Genomic DNA, 22,852 nt, shown 5'->3' with positions numbered 1-22,852 from the left:
GAGGCGGCGGGTCGGCGGTGGGGAATCCACCATTCTACTGCGATGGCGGCGAGGCGACATAGTGCGAGATCGCCGGGCCCACACGCATGGTGCGAGCGATTGGCGCCGCTCCAGCGGCGCCAGCTGCCGGTGTTGCCTCGACTTGGCCGAAACCGCTACAGTACGGCATATCTTGCCCGAATTAGCCGCCAGGCTGTGAAGTTACCGCGAGGAGTGCCAGCGTGTTTGTTGCCGCGTCATCGGATTGCTTTCCCGATTTGCCCAAGGATGAGGTGTTGCCGACGCTGGTCGACCTCGAGTTCACCGCCGTCGAATTGCCCATCCGCAACGACTCTCGCTCCTGGATCACCCCGGCCGAAGTCGCCAAGAGTCCCGAGAAGGCGGTCGACGCCTTCCGCGACACCCATCGGCTGACGATCGCCGCCCTCACCGTCGAACCGACCGGCGTGAAGGACGAGTACTACGGCCAGTTCAGCGCCTGCTGCAAGCTCGCCAAGGCGCTGAAGGTCGTGCCGCTAGTGGTTCCCGCGGCCGAGCTCGGCACGCCGTTCAATGAAGAGATCGAACGCCTTCGCGAACTCGTGAAGATCGCGTCGCTCGAGGGCTGCCTCGTCGCCATGCGGACCGAGATCGGGTGCATGACTGAAGACCCCGACACCGCCGCGGTCCTTTGCAACAACGTGAAGGGCCTCGGCTTGTCGCTCGACCCGAGCCACTACATCGCCGGCCCGCGGCAGGGACGCGATTTCTCGAAGGTAATTCCTTACGTCTACAACGTCCACCTCCGCGACTCGACGAAGAGTGCGCTGCATGTGCGCGTGGGGCAGGGCGAGGTCGATTACGGAAAGCTGCTGGGGCAACTTGAGAAGGTCGGCTACAGCCGGGCGCTAACGGTCGACATGCCGCCGCTGGAAGGGCACGAGCATCGGCCCGAAATGCGGAAGATTCGCTTGTTGCTCGACAGCTTGCTGTAACGCACGAACGGTCTAGCCGGCGCATTCGGTTTTCTCGGCAGTTGCAGCGCCCGGCGGGCGCCAGCGACGTACAATTTTGCCGTGCTAAACCCCCCGCTCGCTGACTGGAAAAACCAGAAGCCGGCGGACTCCGTAGAGGGTCCGTCGGCTTTTTTCGTGGACGCGATCACCCCGCAGGCTTCCGAGCCCGATGACTCATCTTCCTAGCGGCAAGCTTGCCGAACTGGTGCGTAAACTCGATGCCCTCGGCCCGGCGCCGACGTTGGTCGATCTCGCCGAGGCGATGGCGACGACGGGACTGACGATGGAAGACGTGGCGGAGTTCGTCCGCCCCAACTCGCGGATGTACAACCGCGCGCTGGTCGCGCTCCGCGAGCAGTACGAACTGCTCGTGATGACGTGGCTGCCGGGCCAAACGAGCGTGCCGCACGATCATGCCGGTTCAATTTGCGTGATGCAGGTGCTGCAAGGCGCGGCAACCGAAGGTTCGTTCCAAGTGGCGGCCGACGGTTACGTCGACGTCGATTACGAGACGGTTGTCCCCGCCGGCGAAATCACTGCCGGGCAAGATGCCGGCGTCCATACGGTCCTCAATCCGGCGACGAGTCGCGAAACGTTGGTGACGGTGCACGCCTACGCCCCGCCGTTGCGGGACTTCCGCCGCTTTATTCAACGGCCGCAGACGCCCACGGCCCCGCAAGCCCCGCAGCGCGACGACACGCCGACGGTGGTCGTGGTCGGCGGCGGGTTCAGCGGTTCGATGACCGCCGCCCAGGTGCTCCGCAGCGCGGCTGCCGTTGGGCAGAAGTTGCGGGTCGTCGTCGTCGAGCGTCGCGGCGCCGTCGGCGAGGGGGTCGCCTACGGCACGCGTGAAACGCACCACTTGCTCAACGTGCCGGCCGGCAAGATGAGCGCCTGGCCCGATCGTCCAGATGATTTCGTCAACTGGGCCCGCACGCGCGACGCGAAGATTCGCGGCGACGAATTTCTGCCGCGGCGTTGGTATGGCGAGTACGTTCGCGAGACGCTGCTCAACACGGCTCAAGAAGTTGGCGCCGCCGCGGAGTTATCGGTTCGCTTCGATGAAGTTCGCCGCGTCGCCCGTCGGCCGAGCGGCGGCTGGCTGGTGCATCTCGCTCACGGCACGACGATTTGCGCCGACGCCGTGGTGCTCGCCATCGGCCATCGGCCCCCGTCCGATCCGATCGGTGCCCGCTGGAGCGGACCGCGGACTCGGTTGATCGCCGATCCGTGGCGGCCGTTCGCGCTCAATGTCGTTGAACCAGACGAACCGGTCGTCGTCATCGGCGCCGGGCTCACTGCCGTCGACGCGGTGTTGTCGCTCGCCCATCCGAAGCGTCAGGCGCCGATCACGATTCTGTCGCGACGCGGGCTGCTGCCGCAATCACACGCCGCGGCGCCGCAGCCGCCGATTGATCTCAAAGCATTGGTGACGGAGCTCTCGGCCAAGCCGGGCGGCATTCGCGCCGTCGAGCTGAGCCGTTGCCTCCACCGCCTCGCGCGAGAAGTCGTCGCCAAGAAGGGGGACTGGCGCACCGTCGTCGACGGCGTCCGCCCGCACACCGCCGCGATCTGGGGGGCGATGTCTGCCCAGCAGCGGCAGCGGTTCCTTGCCCGGCTGCGGCCCTACTGGGAAGTCCACCGCCATCGGATGGCCCTTTCGATTGGCGCCCAGTTCGGCGAGCTGCGCGACTGCGATTGGGTCGACGTCGTGGCGGGCAGAATCGTTTCGGCTCAGTCCGATGGCGCCACGGTGCGGCTGGCGATCGCCGAGCGCGGTAGCAACTGCCTCAAAGAAATCGACGCTGCTTGGGTGATCAACTGCACCGGTCCGGCCCCGTCCAACAGTGCCGCGGCAAACCCCGCGATCGGCTCGCTGCTGGTCGACGGCTGGCTCCAGCCCGACGCGCTCGGCCTCGGCCTGCAGACGACCTCGCATGGCAACGCGATCGGTGAGAATGGCCGCGAGACGGCCGACCTGTTTGTCGTCGGCACCCTGCGGAAGCCGCAATATTGGGAAAGCACGGCCGTGCCCGAGCTGCGGGGCCAAGCGGCCGCCGTCGCCGAACGGACGGTCGCCCTGGTAAAAGAACGCCGCGCCGGCAGCTGGCAGGTCTAATCGCGGCCGACCGGGGCGAAACTTCCGCCCCGCTTTCGGGTATTATCAAGTAGCAGCGGCAACGGCCGTTGAGCTCGCCACGAAACATCCCGAACATAGCGAGCCGGGGCGTCCCGCCCCCGGCAGCCCTTTGGCCATCAGCGATTCCACCGCCGAGCGGTACACCGCGCACGACCCCGACGTGCGCCTGATGCTGCGCGTGCGCGAAGACGACGCCGAGGCGTTCGAGGAGCTGATGCTGCGCTACCAAAATCGCGTCGTCTCGCTGCTGGCCCACATCACGGGTCGCCGCGACATGGCGGAAGACCTCGCGCAAGACGTGTTCCTGCGGATCTACCGCGCCCGCAAACGATACATCCCCGGTTCCAAGTTTTCGACCTGGCTGTTCACGATCGTCCACAACGTCGCCGCGAACGCTCAACGGACGCTGTCGCGGCGGAAGGAAGTTCACCTGGCCGGCAGCAGCGCGAGCGACACTGGGGCCAACGCCCTCGACGCCGCCGCGGTCGCCCAAAGCGGCCAGATGCCAACCCGTCAACTCGACAAGCTGGAACTGCGCGACGCCGTCAACGTCGCCGTCGCCTCGCTCAACGAACGCCAACGCGAAGCGGTGCTGCTCAACAAATTCGAACATCTCAGCTACGAAGAAATCGCCGAAGTGATGGAGATGACCCCCTCGGCGGTGAAGTCGCTGCTGACCCGCGCTCGTGCGAACCTACGCGACGTGCTGGAACCTTACTTGCAGCAGGGGACCAAGGTGGAGTGAGGACTAACCACGAAGGCTCCAAGGCACTAAGGAGAGCACAAAGGTATTAAGAACGTTTCTAATTCGGTTGATCAATTAGTTTTAGTGATTGTGTGATTTCTTCGTGCGTCCTTCGCGCCTTAGATCCTTCGTGGTGCGAATTTAATAAACCAATGCCGCCAACACCCAACGACAACCTGCAACGTCTCGAAGAGATCGTCGCCTATCTTGATGGCGAACTTTCTCCCGAAGAGAGTGCGCGCGTCGAGCAGCGGTTGGCGTCGGATGAGTCGTATCGCCGGCAGTTGCAGGGCATTGAGCAGGCGTGGACGGCACTCGATGCGCTGCCGCAGGAGTACGTCGATGATCGCTTCTCGCGAACGACGATGGAACTGGCGGTGAAGGCTGCCGCGACCGAGGTGCTCGAGCGGACGATGGCGCTGCCGGTGGTGCAGCGTCGGCGCCGGCTGTCCTCGATTTTGGCGGCGGTGGCTGCCGCGGCATTGGCGTTCCTGGTGTTCCGTCTGGCGTGGCAAAGTGCGGACCGCGCGCTCCTCGCCGACTTGCCGCTCGTCGACAACGTCGACGTTTACACGCAGTTCGATTCCCCCGGGTTCCTCCGTTCGCTGCGGAATGAATTCGGCGGCGACTTCCACGAATTCGGCTGTGCCGCCGGCAAGGCTCCGGAGCGGACGGAACGTTTTCAAACCGTGTCGCTCACCAATGGCCGCGACGATTGGCTCGCTAAGCTCGACGACGAAGAGCGCACGCAGCTGCGCGCCAAGTTTAATCGCTTCCACCAACTGCCGGTGGAAGAGCAGCAGCGGATTCGCAAGCTCCACAACGAGATTGCCACGGCGGACGACGCCGCTCAATTGCAGCAGGCGATGCTCGTCTACGCCGACTGGGTCGGCGGACTCCCTCCCGCACGGCAGTACGAACTTCGCACGATGCAGCCCAGCGAACGCGTTCGTACGATCGATCGCTGGCTCGACGAGATGCGCGACGACGCGCTGCTGACGCTTACCGACGAGGAGCTTCATCGGTTCGTGCGCAAGATTCGCGAGCCGCTCGATCAACTCCAACGCGAAGCGACGCGTGAAGCGCTGGAATCGAACGACGGTCGCGGTCGCGGTCGCATGCAGCTCAACCAAATTCCGAACGCGATGTTCCGTCGCGTCGCCATCGGCATGGGCAAGCCGGGCGATTTCCAGGATGCGGCGCTCGAAGCCCTACCGGAGCGGACTCACGAGGCGTTCAAGTCGCTATCGCCTCAGCACAAGGTCGAACGGATTATGACCTGGCTGCGGCAGAGCGAATCGCTGCAGGGCGAAGTCTCGCAGGAGGCCCTCGAAAGCTTCTTCGCTGACGAAAAGAATCTCGACGCCGAAACGCGGGCCAAGCTGTTGAGCTTGCCCCCCGGCGAGATGGAACAGGCGCTGCGGCGGTTGTATCGTTCGCAGCCGGGCCGGGGCTTTGGCAAGCCGTGGGCTTGGGATGGTCCGAAGCAAGAGGGGCGGCGCGGGCCAGGAGGCCCTGGCGGCCCTGAAGGACGCGACGGCCGCGGCGGATTCGGGCACGGAGCTCCCATGGGGCCCAGCGGCGGTCCTGGTGGACCGGGCGGTCGCGGAGGCCATTGGGAGGGCGGCCCTGGTCGTCCCGAAGGCGGCCCCGGCGGTCCGCCGCCGCACGAACGGATGGGCCCCGGCGATCGCGGCGGACGTGGGCCGTTCCCTGGGGCTGGGCCGGAGTTTGAAGGCGAGCATCACGGTCCGCATGAATTCGGCCCGCCGCCGGGGGACGAACCGGAGCCGCCAGGTCCTGACGATGGCGACGACGAAGAGCGGTAACTTACCCGCGTCGCGCCAATAACCCTGCGGCGAACCCGAGCAGGTCGTCGCGCTCCCGGCAGATCGCCGCGTAGCGTTCCCAATCGCCGCCCGCTCGCGCGAGTTCTAGCAGCGTTGGCGCGTGCGGCGACAACTCCCGTCCCGCCGGCGCGAGTTCTTCAAACGCCGCGAGCGCATCGCCCGCCCGGCCGAGTCGCAGCAGCAAAATCAAGTACGTTTCCACCGCCGCCGTGCTGCGCGGATCGTCCCCTTCGGCCCGCGCTTTCTCGCCGAAGAACTCGACCGCCGGATCGACTTCGCGGCCGAGCAGTGCGCCAAACCAGCGGCGATGCGCGGCAAACAGTTCTTCGAACGGCGACTCGCCAGGGTACTGCAAGTCGGCCGGTAGCCGTGAACCGTAATCGGCGATTTCAAACGCCTTCGTCACGAGCGCGGGATCGGTGAGCACGCGTGCATAACGGACGGTGCTCTGCAGGTGCGAAATGTCGAGATGGTAATTGCCGCCGGCGAGCAGTTCGGGATTCTGATTGATCAGCTGCTCGATCGTGAGCGTGTTCGGCGGCGCCGAACCTTTCAGCTTGTTGTAGTGGCCGCGGAGATTGCCGTGCAGCTCGCGGTAGACGTGCCGCAGCAGCACGCCGGCGCACGCGCGGATGTCGGCGGCGTCGAGTTGCTGGCTCATCCCGTCGAGCGTCGTGATCGAGTTGCACGTGCCGTTACGGCCGAGCAGCCAGGCGTAGCCGCGCTCCGGATCGATTCCCTCGAACAGTGCGAGTTCGATCAGTTCATCGGCCCGTTCGTCATCAAGCACGACGCCAGCCAGCCGTTGGCGAATGGAAAACTTGTCGCCTGCCGGCCGCAGGTACATCCACGCTTCGCGCAGTCGGCCCGATTCGAGGAGCAACTCGCCCACTTCGCGACACGCGGCGAGATAGCCCGCCTCAACCTGCGACCGCAGCGGCTCTTCAACGTCGTCGATCGGCGTGCGGCGATCGAGCGGCAAGCCATGGCGGTGGCGTTCTTGCAGCAGCCGCAGATCGAACAGCCGGTGGAACTCGCCCGCAGCAACGAGCGACTGAGCCACCTCGCGAAACATCTCTCCCGGATCGCCCGCGAGGTTGGCCAGGTCGTCGTATTTCGTGATTGCGGTCATCGTTGAGTTTCTCCTCGTTCCCACGCTCCGCGTGGGAATGGTATTCCCGCTGCTCTGCGGCAGTGTTCAGTCATTCTAGCCGATGACTTGCAAATTGGACGCAACGCGTCTGGTGCGACAACACTAGGCCTGAAAAGCCGCGCTACGGCAGCCCAGGGCGAAGCCCTGGGTGGGATTGTCAAACGCTCTCGTAGCCCTGAAGGGGCGCGCCAAGCGATGACTCCGGGGTTATTTCGCCCTTACAGGGCTACGGGAGACATAAACTTTCGTTGCCCCAGGGCTGCGCCCTGGGCTATCACGGCGCGGCCTTATAGGCCTGGAAACACCAGCTCAGTGCCAACAAAAAACCGGCCCGAAGCTGGGCTTCGGGCCGGTTCGCGTTGCGTTCAATTCATCGTCCAAGTCCAAGCGACTACAGCGAATAACCTTCGCGGTAGGTCGGCTTGACGATCGCCATCAGGCTCGGGTCGTCCGGCGTGATCGTCGCGGCGTCCCACTTTACCGGCTCGCCCTTCCAGACGGCCAGGTTGCCGAGCAAAATCGTCTCGGTCAGCGGGCCGGCATAGTCGACGAAGTTCGACACGGCCTTCTTGTTCTTCGGGTCGTGGATCGCTTCGTAGAACTCTTGGACGTGGCCGAGTTCCGGAGCGCCCGGGGGCTTCGGGTAATCGACTTCGAGCCAATCGAGGCCTTCGCTGAGCTCGATGCCGTCGTTGGCGTAGTCGCCCGCGGCGTACATCGTGCCCTTGTCGCCGACGATCAAGCAACCGCTCGCGTTGAGCGACTTTGCCTTGCCGTCCTTGCCCGGCTTCACGAATTCGGCGTACAGGTCTTCCGGCGGCAGGTTGGTGCCGTCGTACCAGTAGAAGGTGAACGGCGCGCGACCGTCGAGCTCAGGGAAGTCGAACTTGATCTTCGACTTCGCGGGGTAGCTGTCGTGATCGTGGCCCGAGGTCTCGGCGACGACCGCCGTCGGGTCGCGCATGTTGAGGCCCATGAACGGCAGGTTGCACGTGTGGCACGCCATGTCGCCGAGGGCGCCGGTGCCGAAGTCCCACCAACCGCGCCACTTGAACGTGTGGTAGCCATCGGCGTAAGGACGCATCGGCGCCGGGCCGATCCAGGCTTCCCAATCGAGTTCCGCCGGCACGGGCTTCTCGGGGCCGCGGGCTTCGCCTTGCGGCCACACCGGGCGGTTCGTCCAGACGTGAACTTCCTTCACCTTGCCGACCTGACCATTGCGGAGCTGGTAAGCAGCCTTGCGCATCGGCTCGTAGGCGGTGTATTGGTTGCCCATTTGGGTAACGACGCCCGCTTCCTTGGCGAGCTTCTGGATCTCGCGAGCTTCCCAAATCGACTTCGTGAGCGGCTTTTGGCCGTAGCAATGTTTGCCCATCTTGAGGGCCTTGGCCAGGATCACCGCGTGTGTGTGATCGGGCGTGCTCACCGTGACAACGTCGACCTGATCGCCGAGCTTATCGAGCATCTCGCGATAGTCTGTGAACTTGTTGTCGGTCTTGTTGAAGCGGGCCGACAGATCAAGGAACTTGCGGTCGACGTCGCAGACGGCGTGGATCTTGCCGAACTTCGAGGCGTTCTCGACGTCCGAACGTCCCTTGCCGTTGACGCCGCAACAGGCGATCTGCAGTTGCTCGTTAGCTGCGGCGCTGGCCTTCAGCGGAACGCCGCCGGCGACCCAATAGCCGGCGCCGGCTGCACCGGCTGCAGCCGAATAACGCATGAAATCGCGACGCGAAGCTTGCCGTTTCTGTGGTTGCATTTTTGAATGCCCCTGGGAGAGATAGTGCGCTGGTGGGAGCACGCTCGATGCGAGTCGACCAACCGGCCTGAAATGCGCGCGGTCGTTACGATCGCCAGAGCCGCCGTTACAAAACGAAAGTCACGGTTCGCGCCGTGGGGTGCGCGCTACGATCGGAGAATTGACCGGCGCCGGTGCGAATCTTGAATTTAACTCAGGGAAAGCAGGCTGGCAACGCGCGGGGCAGGGCGGGACGTTCGGCATGCGGTCTTCAGTTTGCCGAAAGGCGTACGGAGATTGCCCATGGCCGCGAGTAACAGCGATTCTTGCCGAGGTTCGGGGGGCGAGTGAACGCATGCGATGGAAACGTCGACGCAAAATAACGACGCGGCGCTAAGATTTGCGCAGTTACGGAAAGCGCGCCTCGCCAATGCGTTTGAGCGACTCTCGGAGTGCGCGACGATCCCGCAACGCCCATTCAGCTGCGAACGAGCGCACCCCGCGGCGAGTTGTCGCCTCACAATCAAGCAGGCTAGACTAACTGTTTCGCTAGAAGGCTAGTCGACGCATTCCCCCAGATGCATCGTGGCGGCCGATCTGAATATTCAACTGCGTGGGAGAATCTCGCCGTGTCTCGCTTAGCATCGCGTCGTTCGCTATCTGGTTTGTTTCGCAATGCGTGCGCGCTCGCGCTGGTTGCGGTAATCGGCTGCCTCGCCGCCGTCGCGTCGGCCGCTTCGGTTGAAGAACGCGTCGCGGAGCTTCTTGGCAAGGTTCAAAAGAACCCCGCCGGCGAGATCGTCATGATCGATCTCGAGAACCGCCCCGCCACCCCGGCCGACGTTGCCGAGATCGGCAAGCTGCCCAAGCTCGAAACCCTCACGCTGTGGGGTTCGCAGATCGACGACGCGACGCTCGACTCGCTCGCCGGTCTGTCGACGCTCAAGACGCTCACCCTCCGCAACACGGCGGTCACCAATGCGGGTCTGCCGAAGCTCAAGCCGCTGAAGGCGCTTCGTTCGCTGAACGTCCACCGTTCCGCGCAGCTAACCAATGAAGGGATGGCGTCGATCGCCGAGATGCCGGAGCTGACCCACCTGATGCTCCCCTACACGAAGGTCACCGACGACGGCGTCGCCGCGCTCGCTCCGCTGAAGAAGCTGCGCCTGCTCGACGTTCGCGGCTGCACGCTCTCGGACGTTGGCTGCAAAGACATCGGCGCCATGTCGACGCTCGCCGCGGTAAAGTTCCGCAGCCCGTCGATCACCGACGCCGGGGTCGCGGAACTCGGCAAGCTGAAGAAGCTCAAGGGGCTCTACCTCGAAGACGCGAAGCTGAGCGACGACGGCATGGTCCACCTCGGCGGCTTGCCGGAGCTCGACGACGTCAGCTTGATGCGGACGACGATTACCGACTACGGTACCGAGCATCTCAAGAACCTGAAGAAGATGCGGCAGCTCGTGCTCCGCGGCACGTGGATCGGCGACGACACGCTGCAGTACCTCGCCGGCATGCCGGAACTGTTCAAACTCGATCTCAGCGAAACGGGCGTCGAAGGCCCCGGCCTCGCGCATCTCGCCGAATTGCCGAAGCTGAACTACCTCGACCTGTGGGCGACCCGCGTTAACGACGACGCGATGGATCACATCGCGAAGATGGAAGCCTTGGAGTTTCTCAACCTCGACAACACGTCGGTGAGCGACGCCGGACTGAAGAAGCTGACAGGCCTCAAGAAGCTGAAGACGCTGCAAGTCTCGCAAACGCCGGTGACCGATGCGGGCGTGTCGGAGTTGAAGGCGGCGCTGCCGAACGTGAAGATCGTGCGGTAACCGACCGCTTGCTGCCGATGCGTTTTCCTAGCCCCGGGCTCCGCCCGGGGGTGGTAGTTTGTGGGGCGCTGCCTACCGGAATGGCAGCCGACCCCCCGGCCGAGCCGGGGGCTAGATCGTGTTAAACGAAAACCGATAAAATCCCACCTGCTTCACCACGCGCCGGCCGAGCGCGGAGTTCACCACCTCGGCAATCGCGTTCCGCAGTGCGGTCAGCTTCGCCTCTTCGAACATCGGGGCTTTCATCGCGCGGACTTCGACCAGCATCTTCGAACGCAGTTCGGCGCCGCGCATCCGCAGGGCGTCGTCGATCGCTTGCCGGTCGCCGCGCGTCACCTGCCCGAAGACATGGAAGTCGACGACGTTGTCGGTCGAGACGCCCAGCTTGTGGGGCAGCGTGATCCGATAGGTTCCGAGGTCGACCTCTTCGGTCTGGATCAGCTCGCGCGATTCCTGCCGCGCTTTCATCAAGATCGCAGTGTCGTAACAGCCCCCCAGCGGGACCGATGCGAGTGCGAGCGCGACCAAGCGACGGCAGCGTTCGGCGCTGCGGGAATTGGGCTGATGCGATGGATCCACGCGAACTCTCCTCGGCGCAATCGGTGCGATCGCTACGGCTGTAGCGGTGCGGCGGGCAGCGGTTGGAAATGGCGTCCAGACGCTACAGCACAAGTGTAGTGCGCCGGCGCGAGTCGGCTTCGTGACGTAGGCTTTCGTTGTAACGATTGTTCCGGCTCGCCGCCGGCCGCTCCGCCGTTCTTCGATCGCCCTGCTATGCCGTTCGTCGCCGCTCGTTCCATCTCGCTGATCGCCGTCGCGTTGTCGGCGGCCGCACTCGGTTGCAGCAAGCCCGAGGGGCCGAAGCTCGTCGACTATCTCGAAGAAATCGAGTTCGACGTGCCGCTGGAGACGGCGTCGTACGTGTCGCTCGGCAAGTACGACATTCCGATTGCCGCGACGCAAGATCCGACGGATGCCTCGCCGGAAATCGCACCTGACGAAGCGTTTTGGATTCGGCTGCAATTCGAACTCGCGGCGGAAACGAGCCCCGAGAATCAACCGGCCGTCGCCGCCGCCGTCGAAGCCCATCGCGGCGTGTTGAGCGACGCCGTCATCTCGATCGTGCGAACCAGCTCGGTCGACGAACTCGCCGATCCGAAGCTATCCGCCGTGAAGGCTCGCATGGCCGACGTTGCCCGACCGCTGATTGGCCCGCAACTCGTGCGTCAGTTTGTACTGAATGAATTCGACGCCGACGCGCTGGCGAATACTGAAGAAACTCCGCATGCCGAGGAAGCTGCCAGTGGCCACCACTAGTATTACCTGGTCCCGCGAACTCCCATCGTTTGCCACTGTGTTGCAGGGCGGGCGGCTGAGCGACCGCACGCGGCTCGCGCTGCGAATGTTGTTTATCCTCGCGCTGATCGCCTTTTTGCAATGCCCGACGTTTGCGTCAGGCGGCGGAGGGCACGGCGAAGCCGCCGGCGGTCATGGGGCTGAACCCGCGCCACTGCCGCCGCACGATCCGAAGCTGCCGCGCGCGATCGACCTCGGCTCGTTCGACCTCCGCAACTTTCGGCCGACCCACAACGAAATCGCCAGCCTCAAGTTCGCCGTGCACGTCGTCCTGCCGCCGGGAACGACCGACGACACGGTCCGCGAGTTCGAACACTGGAAACGCCGCCTGCGAGATCAGGCGATCACGGCGATTCGCTCGGCAACGACCGACGATCTTGCCGATCCGAAGTTGCAGCGGGTTCACCGCTTGCTTTACTTGCGGTTGAAGCGCGTGCCGACGCCGCAGGGGATCAGTGACGTGTATGTCACTGACTTTGCGATGTCGAGCGGCTGACCGCTCATCGTTGGCAATGGCTAGCCTGTTAAGCACCGCTCCGGCGGGTCGTTGACCCGCGGCTACTTGGTGGACGAGCCGCGGCTGGCGACGTCGTTCGAGCTGGCGGCGCCGAGGTAGGCGAACAAGTCCGCCACCTGCTCTAGCGTCAGCGGATTGAGCAGCCCCGTCGGCATCGCCGAGACGTCGCTCGGTTGGATGTCGTCGACTTCATTGCCGCTCAGCTCCGCCTTCTGGCCGTTCGACTGCAGCACAGTAACGCTGCCGTTCGCCTGCTGCGAGACGAGACCGGAGTAGCTTTTGCCCCCCGCGGTGACGATGCGGGCGGCGTACTGATCGCTGATCACGTGCGACGGGTACACGATCGATTCCAGGATTTCTTTGCGTTGGAACCGCCGAGCGACGGCCGTGAGATCGGGGCCCATCGTCTCGCCGGCCGTGCCGACGCGATGACACGATGCGCATTGGGCCTGCGTGAAGACACGGCTTCCGCGCTCCGCGTCGCCTTGCTTGCCTTGTTCCGAGTTGAGGAACGTCAGCAACTCTTCGTAGCTCCATTTGTCGCGACCGGCGTCGCTCGGCAGCTCCGCCGCCGGGGCGTTCGGAAACTTCGTCGCATACCACCGCTGCCAGCCAGTCATGTCCGTGCCAGCCTGGCCGCTCCAATGGGCGAGCAGCTTCGAAGCGTCGGGGCCGCCGTTCTTGCCGAGCTTGAGGCCCAACAGAATCGTATCGCGGAAAGGCGCCGCGTCGGCCGGCCGTTGGTTCACGCGCGTGAGCGCGCCGAGCACCTCTTGCGCCATCGGGCCGTCGACCGACTTCAGCGACTCAACGAGGACCTTCCAGTTCTCGCCGCCCGGATGTTGGCTGAGGCTCATCGCCACGGGGCCGCGGTACTCGGGTTCGTCGCGATAAATTGTCCGCAAGTATTCTTGCGAGTCGGCGTCGTTGTTGGCGCCGAGCACCGCGATCACGCCAACCCGTAGCCGGCGGTAGAGGTCGCTTTCACCACACTTGGGGGCGATGCGTGTGTCGAGATCGCGGACAGTCGCCAAGACTTCGGCGCCAGGATTTTCGGGCAAGCTGGCGAGCGTCGACAACGCCGAGGCGGGCCACTTATCGCCGCCGGCAATCAGATGCTGCCGTTCGGCCATCGTTAGGTTCTTCAGATAGTCGCGGGTAAAGTGCTCCACATACTTGTCGACGCTGTAGCCGCCCTTCACGGTGCGGGCCTGCTCGTAGAACTTCAACAGTTCCAGCTTCGCGGCCGTGTTCCAGCCCTTTTGGAGCCGCGCGGCGTAAGCGGCGACGTGCAGCTTCTCTTCCACAGGGATGTCGGCTTTCGCGAGCTCCGCTGCGAACTTGTCGGCGGCGCCTTCCACCTGCAGGAACGTCAACAAGCGAACGAGCTCGCGATTCGCGGCCGGTTCGTTCGTCGGATACATCGCCAGAATCGGCGCGGCAATTTGCGGCGCCTTCGCGGCGTCAAGCTTTCCGTGGAACATTGCGACTTCGATCACGCGAAGCAAATTCACGCGATCGAGTTCGGTGATCGGTTCGGCGGCCAGCAGCTTGAGCGACTTGTCGATCACGGCCAGCGAGACGGCCGGCTTCCGTTCGACGTTCACCAGCGCCGTGGCGCCGACGCAGAACGCCTGCGGCTTCGTTTCCTTCATGATGGCCGCGTTCCACGACTCGACCGGAAGTTGCTCGATGACCCGCCGCGCGGCGAACGCGGTAAAGCGGTCGTCGTCACCCAGCAGCGGCAAAATGTCGGCAGCGGCTGGCATCGTCCCGCGACGCATCAGCGATTCGCACGCACAACGTCGCACGAGCGGATCGCTGTCTTGCAGCAGCTTCGTCAGTGCCGTGCGGACGCTGGCGTCGTCGCTGATGTACATCAGGCGGGCCGCCTTCGCCCGGATGGCCGGCTCGACGTCGATCGCCAAATTTTTGAGCAGTTGATCGTTCGGCCGCGGGCCGAAGTACACCAAGAGGTCGATCGCACGAGCCCGCTCGCGAACAATCCGATCGGGGTCGGTCGCGACGGCAATGAGTTCACTTTCCCACTTGTCGCCGAGCGCCTGCCGCACGCCGGCCGCCTTGGCCCGCGCCCAGTCGGCGTCGATTTGCGGTTGCCGCAGCGCCCGCTCGATCCCTTCGCCCATGTCGGTAACTTCCGGTCCCACCGGCACGTTGCAGCGGACGCGGTACACGCCGCCGTCGGTGCCGCGGCCGCCAGTGCAGAAGTAGAGCGACCCATCGGGACCGACCGCGCAGTCGGTGGCGTTCAGCGGGCGGCCTTCGAGGAAGATTTCATCTTCGCCAACGTAGCTGGCGCCGTCGCGTTTGAAGGTGATCGCATGAATCTTGCCGGTCGCCCAGTCGCACGCGAACATCGCTCCTTGGTACTTCGCCGGGTAGGCGTAGTGATCGTAGAACTCGATGCCGGTCGGCGAGCCGGGGCCGATATTCGCGGCCGCGGGGAGGCTGTCGAGGTAGTACTCAGGCCACTTCGACCAACCGCTCCGCCAGCCCATCTCGGCGCCGGCGGGAACGTGGTTCACGCGCGTCGGCCGATACCAGGGCGCCCCGCGATCCCATTCCATGTCGGCGTCGTAGGTGAAGAGTTCGCCGTCGAGATCGAACGCCATGTCGTACGCATTCCGCAATCCGCCGGCGATGTACTCGACGAAGCTGCCGTTCGCATCGGTGCGGAAGATCGTCCCGCCCGGCGAAGGAATGCCGACCGCGTGACCTCCCGGATCTTCGTACTTCGGCAGGATGAGGTCGCCCTCGTACCACAGGCGGTACGGGCTGCGCGAGGTTGGCGTACCGTCGGCCCGCGTGAAGTTGCCGACGATCACATAGATCAACCCATCCGGGCCAAGCCGCAGGCCGTGAGCGCCATGCTCGCCCTTCGAACCCTTGAAGCTGAGCAGCTTGACGACCTCGTCGGCTTCGCCGTTGCGATCGGCGTCGCGCAGTCGGTAGAGGCCCATTCCTTCTGGGCCGTCGCCGACGACGAACAGCCGCAAGCCGATGGCGAGCAGGCCCTGAGCGTTTTGAATCTTATCGCAGTAGGTGGTCGCCTTATCGTGGATGCCGTTGCCGTCGTTGTCGGTCAACAACATCAGGTGCCCGCCCTCTTGCGAGGCGAAGATGTTGCCGCGCGAGTCGAAGGTCATCGCAATCAGCGAACCGACCTCGTCGTCCCGCATGATCCGCTCGACTTCGAACTCTTTGTCGACGGCGAACCGGGCGCCGACGCCTTCGAGGACGATTTCGTTGCCCCAGGGAAGGGCGTCGCCCATTTCGCCGTAGCTGGCGGCGGCGACCCAATCTTTGTCGTTGAACTGCGGCGCCGTCCAGTTTTCAAACTCGCGGACGCTCGTCTTCCACGACTTGTCGGTCGAGAATCCTTCGAACGTATCGCCGACCTGCTTCACAATGACGCGCGCCGCGAGACCAGCGGCGCCGGCGTCTTTGTTGTCGACGCGAATGGCGATCGTGTTGCGGCCTGGTTGCAGTAGCTCCGTAATCTCGTGAACCTGCAGTTGCCGCCAATCGGTGCCCTTGGCGACCTGTTGGCCGTTGACGAAGAGCTCGAACTCGTTGTCGGCCGTGAGATGGATCTCGGCCGCCTCGGCGTTGCTCACGTCGAACGACTTGCGGAAGTAGCAACTGCCGACGGGGATTTCGTTCCGCTTCTGTGAGGGAGACCAAATCCACTCCGCTTCGCCATCGGCGGCGTACGCGACTGGCGCGACGGCGGCCCAGGCGAACAGCAACGTGAAGAGTGCTAGCAGTGAGCGGAGCGTATACAGCATCGGAGAAATCCTTTTCAACCGGCAGCGCCGCCAGCGATCGACGGCGCGAGGGGCGGGAAGAATAGCAACGAACCCCCGTTGCCGGCAATGGAAATGTCGGCGTCGCAGGATTACGAATCCGTCCGCCATGCTGTGACGCCCATTTAACCGCGAGCCAGCGGGGTGAAATGTCCGCTGCGACATGACAGCCATTCGCGGCAGGGCAGGGGACCATAGTGCGGCTTACGCGCGGTCCCCTCGACTCTCATTGACCCGCGCCGAAGAATTGGGCTACGATCCACCCGCATGGGGCAGTTTGCCCCGCTTGCCGTTTGTCCCAACTCGCCCAATCCCCTCAGCCCTGCGGCCTCGCTGCGGGGGCAAGGTGTTTCGCTATGCCAGCATCGAGCACGTTTCGATCTCTGCTGCTTCTCCTCCCTGCCTGCTCGCTGCTCTGGCTGACCTATGGTTGCTCGTCGGAATCAACCAAGACCGAAAAGAGCGTAGAGACCAAGGAAGCACAGGAAGCAGACGCTCCAGCCGAGAGCGCGCCCGCCGAGACGTCGACCGCCGCTGCGAAGGATGGAGGGCAGCCACCCGCCGAGCCGAAGGCTGCGGATGCTGATCCCAACGTTCCGTTCGTCCTCGGCAACGCGCTCCAGAAGTTCGATCCGCCCTCGCTGGAAGAACTCGACAAGCTCTCGTGGAAGGATGGACGGATCGCGGATGGGATGGCGCTTCTGCGTGAAGAGAAGAAGGACGAGCCGGCGCCGACGGTCACCGCCGAAGAAGCGCTGAAGCTCCGCAACGACTCGCCTGAGAACAATGCCAAGATCCTCAGCGCCCTGGGAGTGCTGCAGCCAGAGGGAGGGCAGGGGGTCGAATACGATGCGAAGATGGTTCGTCACGCCGGTGGTGATCTCACCAGCACGAATCCGATGTTTCAAAGCAGCGTGACCGACGGTGAGTTCGCCGATCTCACCGGCTTGGCGATTATGAGCTTTGATCGACAGCTGAAGAACTTCGCGCCCAAGGACGTCGTTGTCTCGTGGCAGACGAGTGAAGATGGCATGATCGACCGCTTCGTCCTTCGCGACGACATCACTTGGTCAGACGGCAAACCATTCACGGCGTACGACGTTGAGTTCACGTTCAAGCTGATCATGTCCGACCATCCGCTGCTGGTCATCCCAGCGATACGCGACAGCGGCACCGACAAGATCAAGGCGATCAAAGCTTACGACGATCACACCGTCGTCATCTTCCACAAAGATCCGCTGGCGACGAACGTCACCAACATTAACTTTCCGATTCTGCCGCAGCACATCTACGAGAAGTCGGTCGCGGAAGATCCGTCGCTCAAGCGGAGCGCCTATCACACCGAGCAGGAAGCGAAGCCCGTCACCGCCGGCCCCTACGAGTACGTAAGCCGTAAACGAGGTGAGGAATTCGTGGTCAGCCGGCGCGAAAGCTACTACATGCACGACGGCAAGCAGGTCCGCGACAAGCCGAACTTTGCCGAAGTCCGCGTGAAGACGATCGAAGACATGAACACCGCGCTGCTTGCCCTGAAGTCTGGCGATATCCAGCAGATTGAACTGCGGGCCGAGCAGTGGGCCGATCAAACCAACGGCGACGACTTTTACGCCAAGAATACGAAGGTAACGGCGCCCGAGTGGACCGAATTCCACATCGAATGGAACGAGCGGACGGCCGACGGCAAATCGCCGAGCGTCTACTTCGGCGATCCTCGCGTCCGTTGGGCGATGACCTATGCGTTCGACTACGACGAACTGATCAACACCATTCTCCGCGGCTTGAACAAGCAGGGCCAAGGGACGTTCCACCCGACGGCCTGGATGTTCCCTAAGAATCCGCCGGAGAAGATCAAGCAAAGTCTCGACAAAGCAGAAGACCTCCTCGAAGAAGCGGGCTGGACCGATAGCGATGGCGACGGCATACGCGACAAGGAAATCAACGGCCGACTCGTGCCGTTTGAGTTCCAGCTGATGACGTCCCAGACGGAAACTGGCATTCAAACCGCCACGTTGATGAAAGAGTGTCTGGAACAGATCGGCGTTGTCGCCAACGTGAAGCCGACCGAGTTCGTCGTCATGCAGGACAAGCTGTTGAAGCACGAGTTCGACGCCTGCCTCGGCGGCTGGGGCGCCGGCACCGATCCCTCAATGCAGTCGAACATCTACGGCACTGGGGCGCAACGCAACTACGGGCAGTACTCCAATCCAAAAGTCGACGAGCTGTTCGAGCAAGGGCTCCGTGAACTCGACCCCGCTAAACGAGCTGAAATTTACGGGAAGATCCACCTTCAGCTCTGGGAAGATCAACCGGTCACATGGCTCTTCTATCGCAACGCATTCTTCGGCTTCAACAAGAGCCTGCGGGGGTACAACTTCGGCGCTCTGGGACCGTTCAAATACAGCCCTGGCTTCAATAGCCTGTACATCCCGGCAGCGAATCCGTAGTCGATGGCCCTCCGGCCCGCTAGCGCGTCCGCTCAGCGTTGGGCGACGGCGGGCCGCACCGCGTCACGTGATCCACGACGTTTCAAACTCTGCAGCGATGGCATGATCAGTTACTTGATACGTCGTCTTGGCATCGGCGTGATCACGCTCCTGCTGATCACGTTTTTGGTGTACGGGCTGGTGCGTAATATTCCGGGCACGCCGTTCACCAGCGACATGGCGCAGATGAACCCCAGCAAGATGATGAGCCCCGAGGCGGTAGAGAAACTGAACCGCCTCTACGGACTCGACAAGCCATGGTATCAGGCGTACTTCTACTGGATGAGTAATGTTCTGCAGGGGGACTTCGGGGTTTCTTACTCCCGCAACAACAAACCAGTCAGTACGTTGATTCTTGAGCGGATGCCGGCGACGGTGCTGTTGTCGGCGACGTCGCTCGTACTGGCCTACTTGCTCTCAGTACCAATTGGCCTCTGGTCGAGCGCGAAAGCCGACTCGCCTGCGGAACGGACGGTCAGCACGTTCCTCTACATGCTTTACTCGCTGCCTTCCTTCGTGGCCGCGCTCTACTTGCAACTCCTCTTTTACGTGAAACTAGGCTGGCTGCCGCTCTATGGCATGACCTCCGATGACTACGCCACGCTCACCACGGCCGGCAAAGCGTGGGATCTGCTGCAGCACGCAACGCTGCCGGTGATCTGTTTCACCTATACCAGCCTCGCGTTTTACTCTCGCTTTATCCGTGCGAACATGCAGGAAGTGTTGCGGCAAGATTACATTCGCACCGCCCGTGCGAAGGGCGTTTCTCCCCGGTCAATTATTCTGAAGCACGCATTCCGCAATACGCTCATTCCCTTCGTGACGTTGGTCGGGCTCTCGTTGCCAGCCCTCTTCAGCGGCGCCGTCATTCTCGAGCAAATATTTTCCTGGCCCGGCATGGGTCGGCTCTATTTCGAGTCGATCGGCCAACGCGACTACAACGTCATCATGGGGCTCACGCTAATGTTCAGCATGTTGACCCTCGCTGGACAACTTCTCGCCGACATCCTGTACGCCGTGGTCGATCCGCGCGTCACTTACAACTGACCAACCGCTGATGCTGACCACGCCCCCCGAAGTTGAGATCACGCTTGCCGAGTCGGCCGAACTCTCGGCCAGCTTCTGGCGCGAGTCTTGGCGTCGTTTCCGCAAGCGAAAGCTGGCGGTCGTTGCGCTCGCGTTCGTCGTGGCGCTCACGGCCATCGCCGTTGCCGCGCCGTTGATCGCCGGCACCAAGCCGATCGTCTGCCGTTACAAGGGAAACATCTACTTCCCCGCCATGGGCTACTACAACCGGGCGTGGGAGAATCCGATCTTTTCGAAGGATCGCTTCCGCGGTCGCTACGCCGGGACGTTGCAGGAGAAAGATCCCGACAGCTGGGCGATCTTTCCGCTCGTCTACCAAGATCCTTATCGCCGGGTGCGCGGAGGCGAGTGGCCGAATCAGCCTGAAAACCCGTTTGGCAAAGAAGGGGCTCCGAATCGCTTCAACTGGTTCGGCACGAATCCTCAAGGTTTCGACGTCTTCGCCTCGATGGTGCACGGCGCTCAGACGGCGGTGAGCGTCGGATTCGTCTCGATGGGAATCGCCGCGGCGATCGGCATCACGCTCGGCGCCCTCGCCGGCTACTTTGGCGGATGGGTCGACGTGTTGATCAGCCGCATCATCGAAGTGGTGATGTGCATTCCTTCGCTCGTGCTGATCCTCGCGCTAGTGGCCATGCTCGATCGCGTCTCGAACGTCCACCTGATGGTCATCGTCGGCTGCACCGGTTGGACTGGCATTGCCCGGCTCACCCGCGCCGAGTTCATGAAGCTCAAGCAACTCGAATTCGTTTCCGCCGCGCGGGCAATGGGCGCCGGCCCCGGGCGGGTGATGTTCATTCACATTCTCCGTAACGCCCTAGCGCCCGTCTTGGTGCCAATCACCTTCGGCATCGCCGACGCGATCCTGATCGAGAGCGGCCTCAGCTTCCTCGGCTTCGGCGCCTCGCCGCCAAATCCGAGTTGGGGGACGCTCCTCTCCGCGGGGCGCCGCTCGATCGAAGAAACCTGGTGGCTGATCGTCTTCCCAGGCGTCGCCATCTTCCTCACCGTCCTGGCGTACAACCTCATCGGCGAAGGCCTCCAAGAAGCCACCGACCCCCGCCTGCGGCAGGACGCCCACTAACTTTCTGAGAATAACCACGAAGACGCGAAGGTACGAAGGAGATCACCAAGGGAAAAGGGTATGATCATGGAGCGTTCCGCCGTTCCTTGCTTCGTGCCGTCTTTGTGCCTTGGCGTCTTCGTGGTGAAGCATTTATAGAAGCTGACAGCCATGTCCACCGCAGTCATCGACGTCGCCGACCTGAAGACCTACTTCCACACCGAAGAAGGCGTCGTCCGCGCCGTCGACGGCGTGTCGTTTCGCGTTGAGGCGGGCCGCACGCTCGGCATCGTCGGCGAGAGCGGCTCCGGCAAGAGCGTCACCTCGCTTTCGATCATGCGTCTGCTCGCCTCGTCGGCGCAAATCGAATCGGGCCGCATCGCGCTCCTCGGTCGCGATCTCGTCCGCCTGCCCGAGCCGGAGATGCGCTCGATCCGCGGCCGCGAGATCAGCATGATCTTTCAGGAGCCGATGACCTCGCTTAATCCGGTCTTCACCGTCGGCGACCAGGTGATGGAGGCGATTCTGCTCCATCAAAACGTGTCGAAGGACGAGGCGCGTCGGCGGACGGTTGAGCTATTCGACGAAGTTGGCCTCCCGTTTCCCGAAGAGCGGATCAACTATTACCCCCATCAAATGTCGGGCGGCCAGAAGCAGCGCGTGATGATCGCGATGGCCCTCTCGTGCAATCCGAAGCTGCTGATCGCCGACGAGCCGACCACCGCGCTCGACGTGACGATCCAGGCCCAGATTCTCGATATCCTCCGCAAGCTCCGCGACGAGCGCGGCATGGCGATTTTGTTCATCACGCACGACCTCGGCGTCATCGCCGAGATCGCCGACGACGTGCTGGTGATGTACCGCGGCGAAGAGGTTGAGTATGGCCGCGTGCTCGATATTTTCTCTCACCCGAAGCACCCGTACACGAAGGGCCTGCTCGCCTGCCGGCCGCGACTCGATTCGCCCTACAAGCTGCTGCCGACGGTCGACGATTTCATGTCGAGCCGCGTCGTCGACGGGCGGCTGGAGATTACCGAGAAGCAACTCGACGCCAAGCGACTGAACGAACTGAAGACGCATGGCCGCGGCCGGTTGCTTCATCCGCAGAGCGAACTCGCTGCCGTGGGCCACGCCGTCGGTGCGACGCCTGCCGCCGATACGCAGTACATCCCCGAAGGAACCAAACCGTTGCTGGCCGTGAACAACCTACAAGTTCACTTTCCCGTCCGCCGCGGCATCCTCGCTCGCACCGTCGATCATGTCCGCGCCGTCGACGGTATCAGCTTCAACGTCTACCGCGGCCAAACGCTCGGCCTCGTCGGCGAGTCGGGCTGCGGCAAGACGACTGCCGGTCGGGCCATCTTGCGACTCGTCGAACCAACCGGCGGCCAAGTCTGGCTCGACGGCGTCGACGTCGCCTCGCTCGGCTCCTCCGACCTGCGGCAAATGCGTCGCCGCATGCAGATCATCTTTCAAGACCCCTACGGCTCGCTCAACCCGCGGATGACCGTCGAAGCCGCGATCACCGAACCGATGGTGATCCAGAAGATCGGCGCCAACCGCAAAGAACGCCGTGACCGCGCCGCGGCGCTGCTTGAAGAAGTCGGTCTGCAAACGGCCCACCTCCGCCGCTACCCGCACGAATTCTCCGGCGGTCAGCGGCAGCGCATTTGCATCGCCCGCGCGATTGCCGTCGAGCCCGAGTTCCTCATCTGCGACGAATCGGTGTCCGCGCTCGACGTGTCGGTGCAGGCCCAGGTCCTCAACCTGCTCAAACGGCTCCAAGAAACCCGCGGCCTCACCTACATCTTCATCAGCCACGACCTGAGCGTCGTGAAGTTCATGGCCGACATGATGGCCGTGATGAACGCCGGCAAGATCGTCGAGTTCGGCCCGTCGGAAGCGATCTACCGCGACCCGCGCGAGGCGTACACGCGGAAGCTGATCAGCGCGACGCCCAACGACGACCTTGATCACATCCGCCAAGTGGTTGCCGAACGCGAACGGACCTGGGCGGCGAAGAAGTCCTAACGATCGACTTAAGGGCGCCTCGCATTCCTAGCCCCGGGC

At 63.4% G+C, this 22,852-nt stretch carries 15 protein-coding genes; 11 read left to right on the top strand and 4 right to left on the bottom strand.

Annotated features, from left to right (window positions below; translation table 11 throughout):
• Positions 1-221 precede the first annotated feature (221 nt).
• The 4 genes from ACQY7R_RS18930 (at position 222) to ACQY7R_RS18915 (ending at position 5,709) form a co-directional block, all read left to right on the top strand.
• Positions 222-974 carry a sugar phosphate isomerase/epimerase family protein gene (locus ACQY7R_RS18930; RefSeq protein WP_428307128.1) on the top strand — a complete coding sequence of 251 codons (753 nt, stop codon included), beginning with the start codon at positions 222-224 and terminating at the stop codon, positions 972-974.
• Between the two features lie 190 nt (positions 975-1,164).
• Positions 1,165-3,114: an FAD/NAD(P)-binding protein gene (locus tag ACQY7R_RS18925; protein ID WP_428307127.1), complete on the top strand. Its 1,950-nt coding sequence runs from the start codon at positions 1,165-1,167 to the stop codon at positions 3,112-3,114.
• 130 nt (positions 3,115-3,244) lie between these two features.
• The gene (locus ACQY7R_RS18920) at positions 3,245-3,880 is read left to right on the top strand and encodes an RNA polymerase sigma factor (protein ID WP_152101495.1); all 636 of its coding nucleotides are present in this window, start codon (positions 3,245-3,247) and stop codon (positions 3,878-3,880) included.
• A gap of 152 nt (positions 3,881-4,032) precedes the next feature.
• Positions 4,033-5,709, top strand: coding sequence for an anti-sigma factor family protein (locus tag ACQY7R_RS18915; protein ID WP_428307126.1), 1,677 nt, complete (start codon positions 4,033-4,035; stop codon positions 5,707-5,709).
• Between the two features lies 1 nt (position 5,710).
• On the opposite strand, the gene ACQY7R_RS18910 is transcribed toward ACQY7R_RS18915, so the two are convergent.
• Positions 5,711-6,862 carry a hypothetical protein gene (locus ACQY7R_RS18910; RefSeq protein ID WP_428307125.1) on the bottom strand — a complete coding sequence of 384 codons (1,152 nt, stop codon included), beginning with the start codon at positions 6,860-6,862 and terminating at the stop codon, positions 5,711-5,713.
• 412 nt (positions 6,863-7,274) lie between these two features.
• Complete coding sequence (locus ACQY7R_RS18905) at positions 7,275-8,642, bottom strand: Gfo/Idh/MocA family protein (protein WP_428307124.1); 1,368 nt, start codon at positions 8,640-8,642, stop codon at positions 7,275-7,277.
• Positions 8,643-9,250: 608 nt separating this feature from the next.
• Between ACQY7R_RS18905 and ACQY7R_RS18900 the strand changes: the two genes are divergently transcribed.
• Positions 9,251-10,450: a leucine-rich repeat domain-containing protein gene (locus tag ACQY7R_RS18900; protein WP_428307123.1), complete on the top strand. Its 1,200-nt coding sequence runs from the start codon at positions 9,251-9,253 to the stop codon at positions 10,448-10,450.
• Between the two features lie 111 nt (positions 10,451-10,561).
• Here the strand turns inward: ACQY7R_RS18900 and ACQY7R_RS18895 are convergent, their stop codons facing one another.
• On the bottom strand, positions 10,562-11,029 hold the full coding sequence (locus tag ACQY7R_RS18895) for a hypothetical protein (RefSeq protein ID WP_428307122.1): 468 nt from the start codon (positions 11,027-11,029) through the stop codon (positions 10,562-10,564).
• Between the two features lie 195 nt (positions 11,030-11,224).
• On the opposite strand from ACQY7R_RS18895, the gene ACQY7R_RS18890 reads away from it, so the two are divergent.
• Positions 11,225-11,767, top strand: a complete 543-nt coding sequence (locus ACQY7R_RS18890; protein WP_428307121.1) for a hypothetical protein — start codon at positions 11,225-11,227, stop codon at positions 11,765-11,767.
• Positions 11,754-12,302, top strand: coding sequence for a hypothetical protein (locus ACQY7R_RS18885; protein WP_428307120.1), 549 nt, complete (start codon positions 11,754-11,756; stop codon positions 12,300-12,302). Before ACQY7R_RS18890 ends, ACQY7R_RS18885 begins: the two co-directional genes overlap by 14 nt.
• 62 nt (positions 12,303-12,364) lie before the next feature.
• Here ACQY7R_RS18885 and ACQY7R_RS18880 read toward each other — a convergent pair whose 3' ends face one another.
• A complete protein-coding gene (locus tag ACQY7R_RS18880; protein WP_428307119.1) occupies positions 12,365-16,132 on the bottom strand; it encodes a DUF7133 domain-containing protein in 3,768 nt (1,255 codons plus the stop codon).
• 374 nt (positions 16,133-16,506) lie between these two features.
• Here ACQY7R_RS18880 and ACQY7R_RS18875 point away from each other — a divergent pair, with 374 nt between their 5' ends.
• The 4 genes from ACQY7R_RS18875 (at position 16,507) to ACQY7R_RS18860 (ending at position 22,813) form a co-directional block, all read left to right on the top strand.
• The gene (locus tag ACQY7R_RS18875) at positions 16,507-18,594 is read left to right on the top strand and encodes an ABC transporter substrate-binding protein (protein WP_428307118.1); all 2,088 of its coding nucleotides are present in this window, start codon (positions 16,507-16,509) and stop codon (positions 18,592-18,594) included.
• Positions 18,595-18,696: 102 nt separating this feature from the next.
• Positions 18,697-19,680 carry an ABC transporter permease gene (locus tag ACQY7R_RS18870; protein ID WP_428307117.1) on the top strand — a complete coding sequence of 328 codons (984 nt, stop codon included), beginning with the start codon at positions 18,697-18,699 and terminating at the stop codon, positions 19,678-19,680.
• 10 nt (positions 19,681-19,690) lie between these two features.
• Entirely contained in the window at positions 19,691-20,803 is a 1,113-nt protein-coding gene (locus ACQY7R_RS18865) for an ABC transporter permease (RefSeq protein ID WP_428307116.1), read from the top strand.
• Positions 20,804-20,953: 150 nt separating this feature from the next.
• Entirely contained in the window at positions 20,954-22,813 is a 1,860-nt protein-coding gene (locus ACQY7R_RS18860; RefSeq protein ID WP_428307115.1) for an ABC transporter ATP-binding protein, read from the top strand.
• The last annotated feature ends 39 nt before the right edge of the window (positions 22,814-22,852 follow it).

It is taken from the genome of Lacipirellula sp., from assembly GCF_965279485.1.
Classification (GTDB): domain Bacteria; phylum Planctomycetota; class Planctomycetia; order Pirellulales; family Lacipirellulaceae; genus Lacipirellula.
The sequence above is the reverse complement of the archived record's forward strand: the minus strand, read 5'-3'. Positions and strand labels throughout refer to the sequence as shown.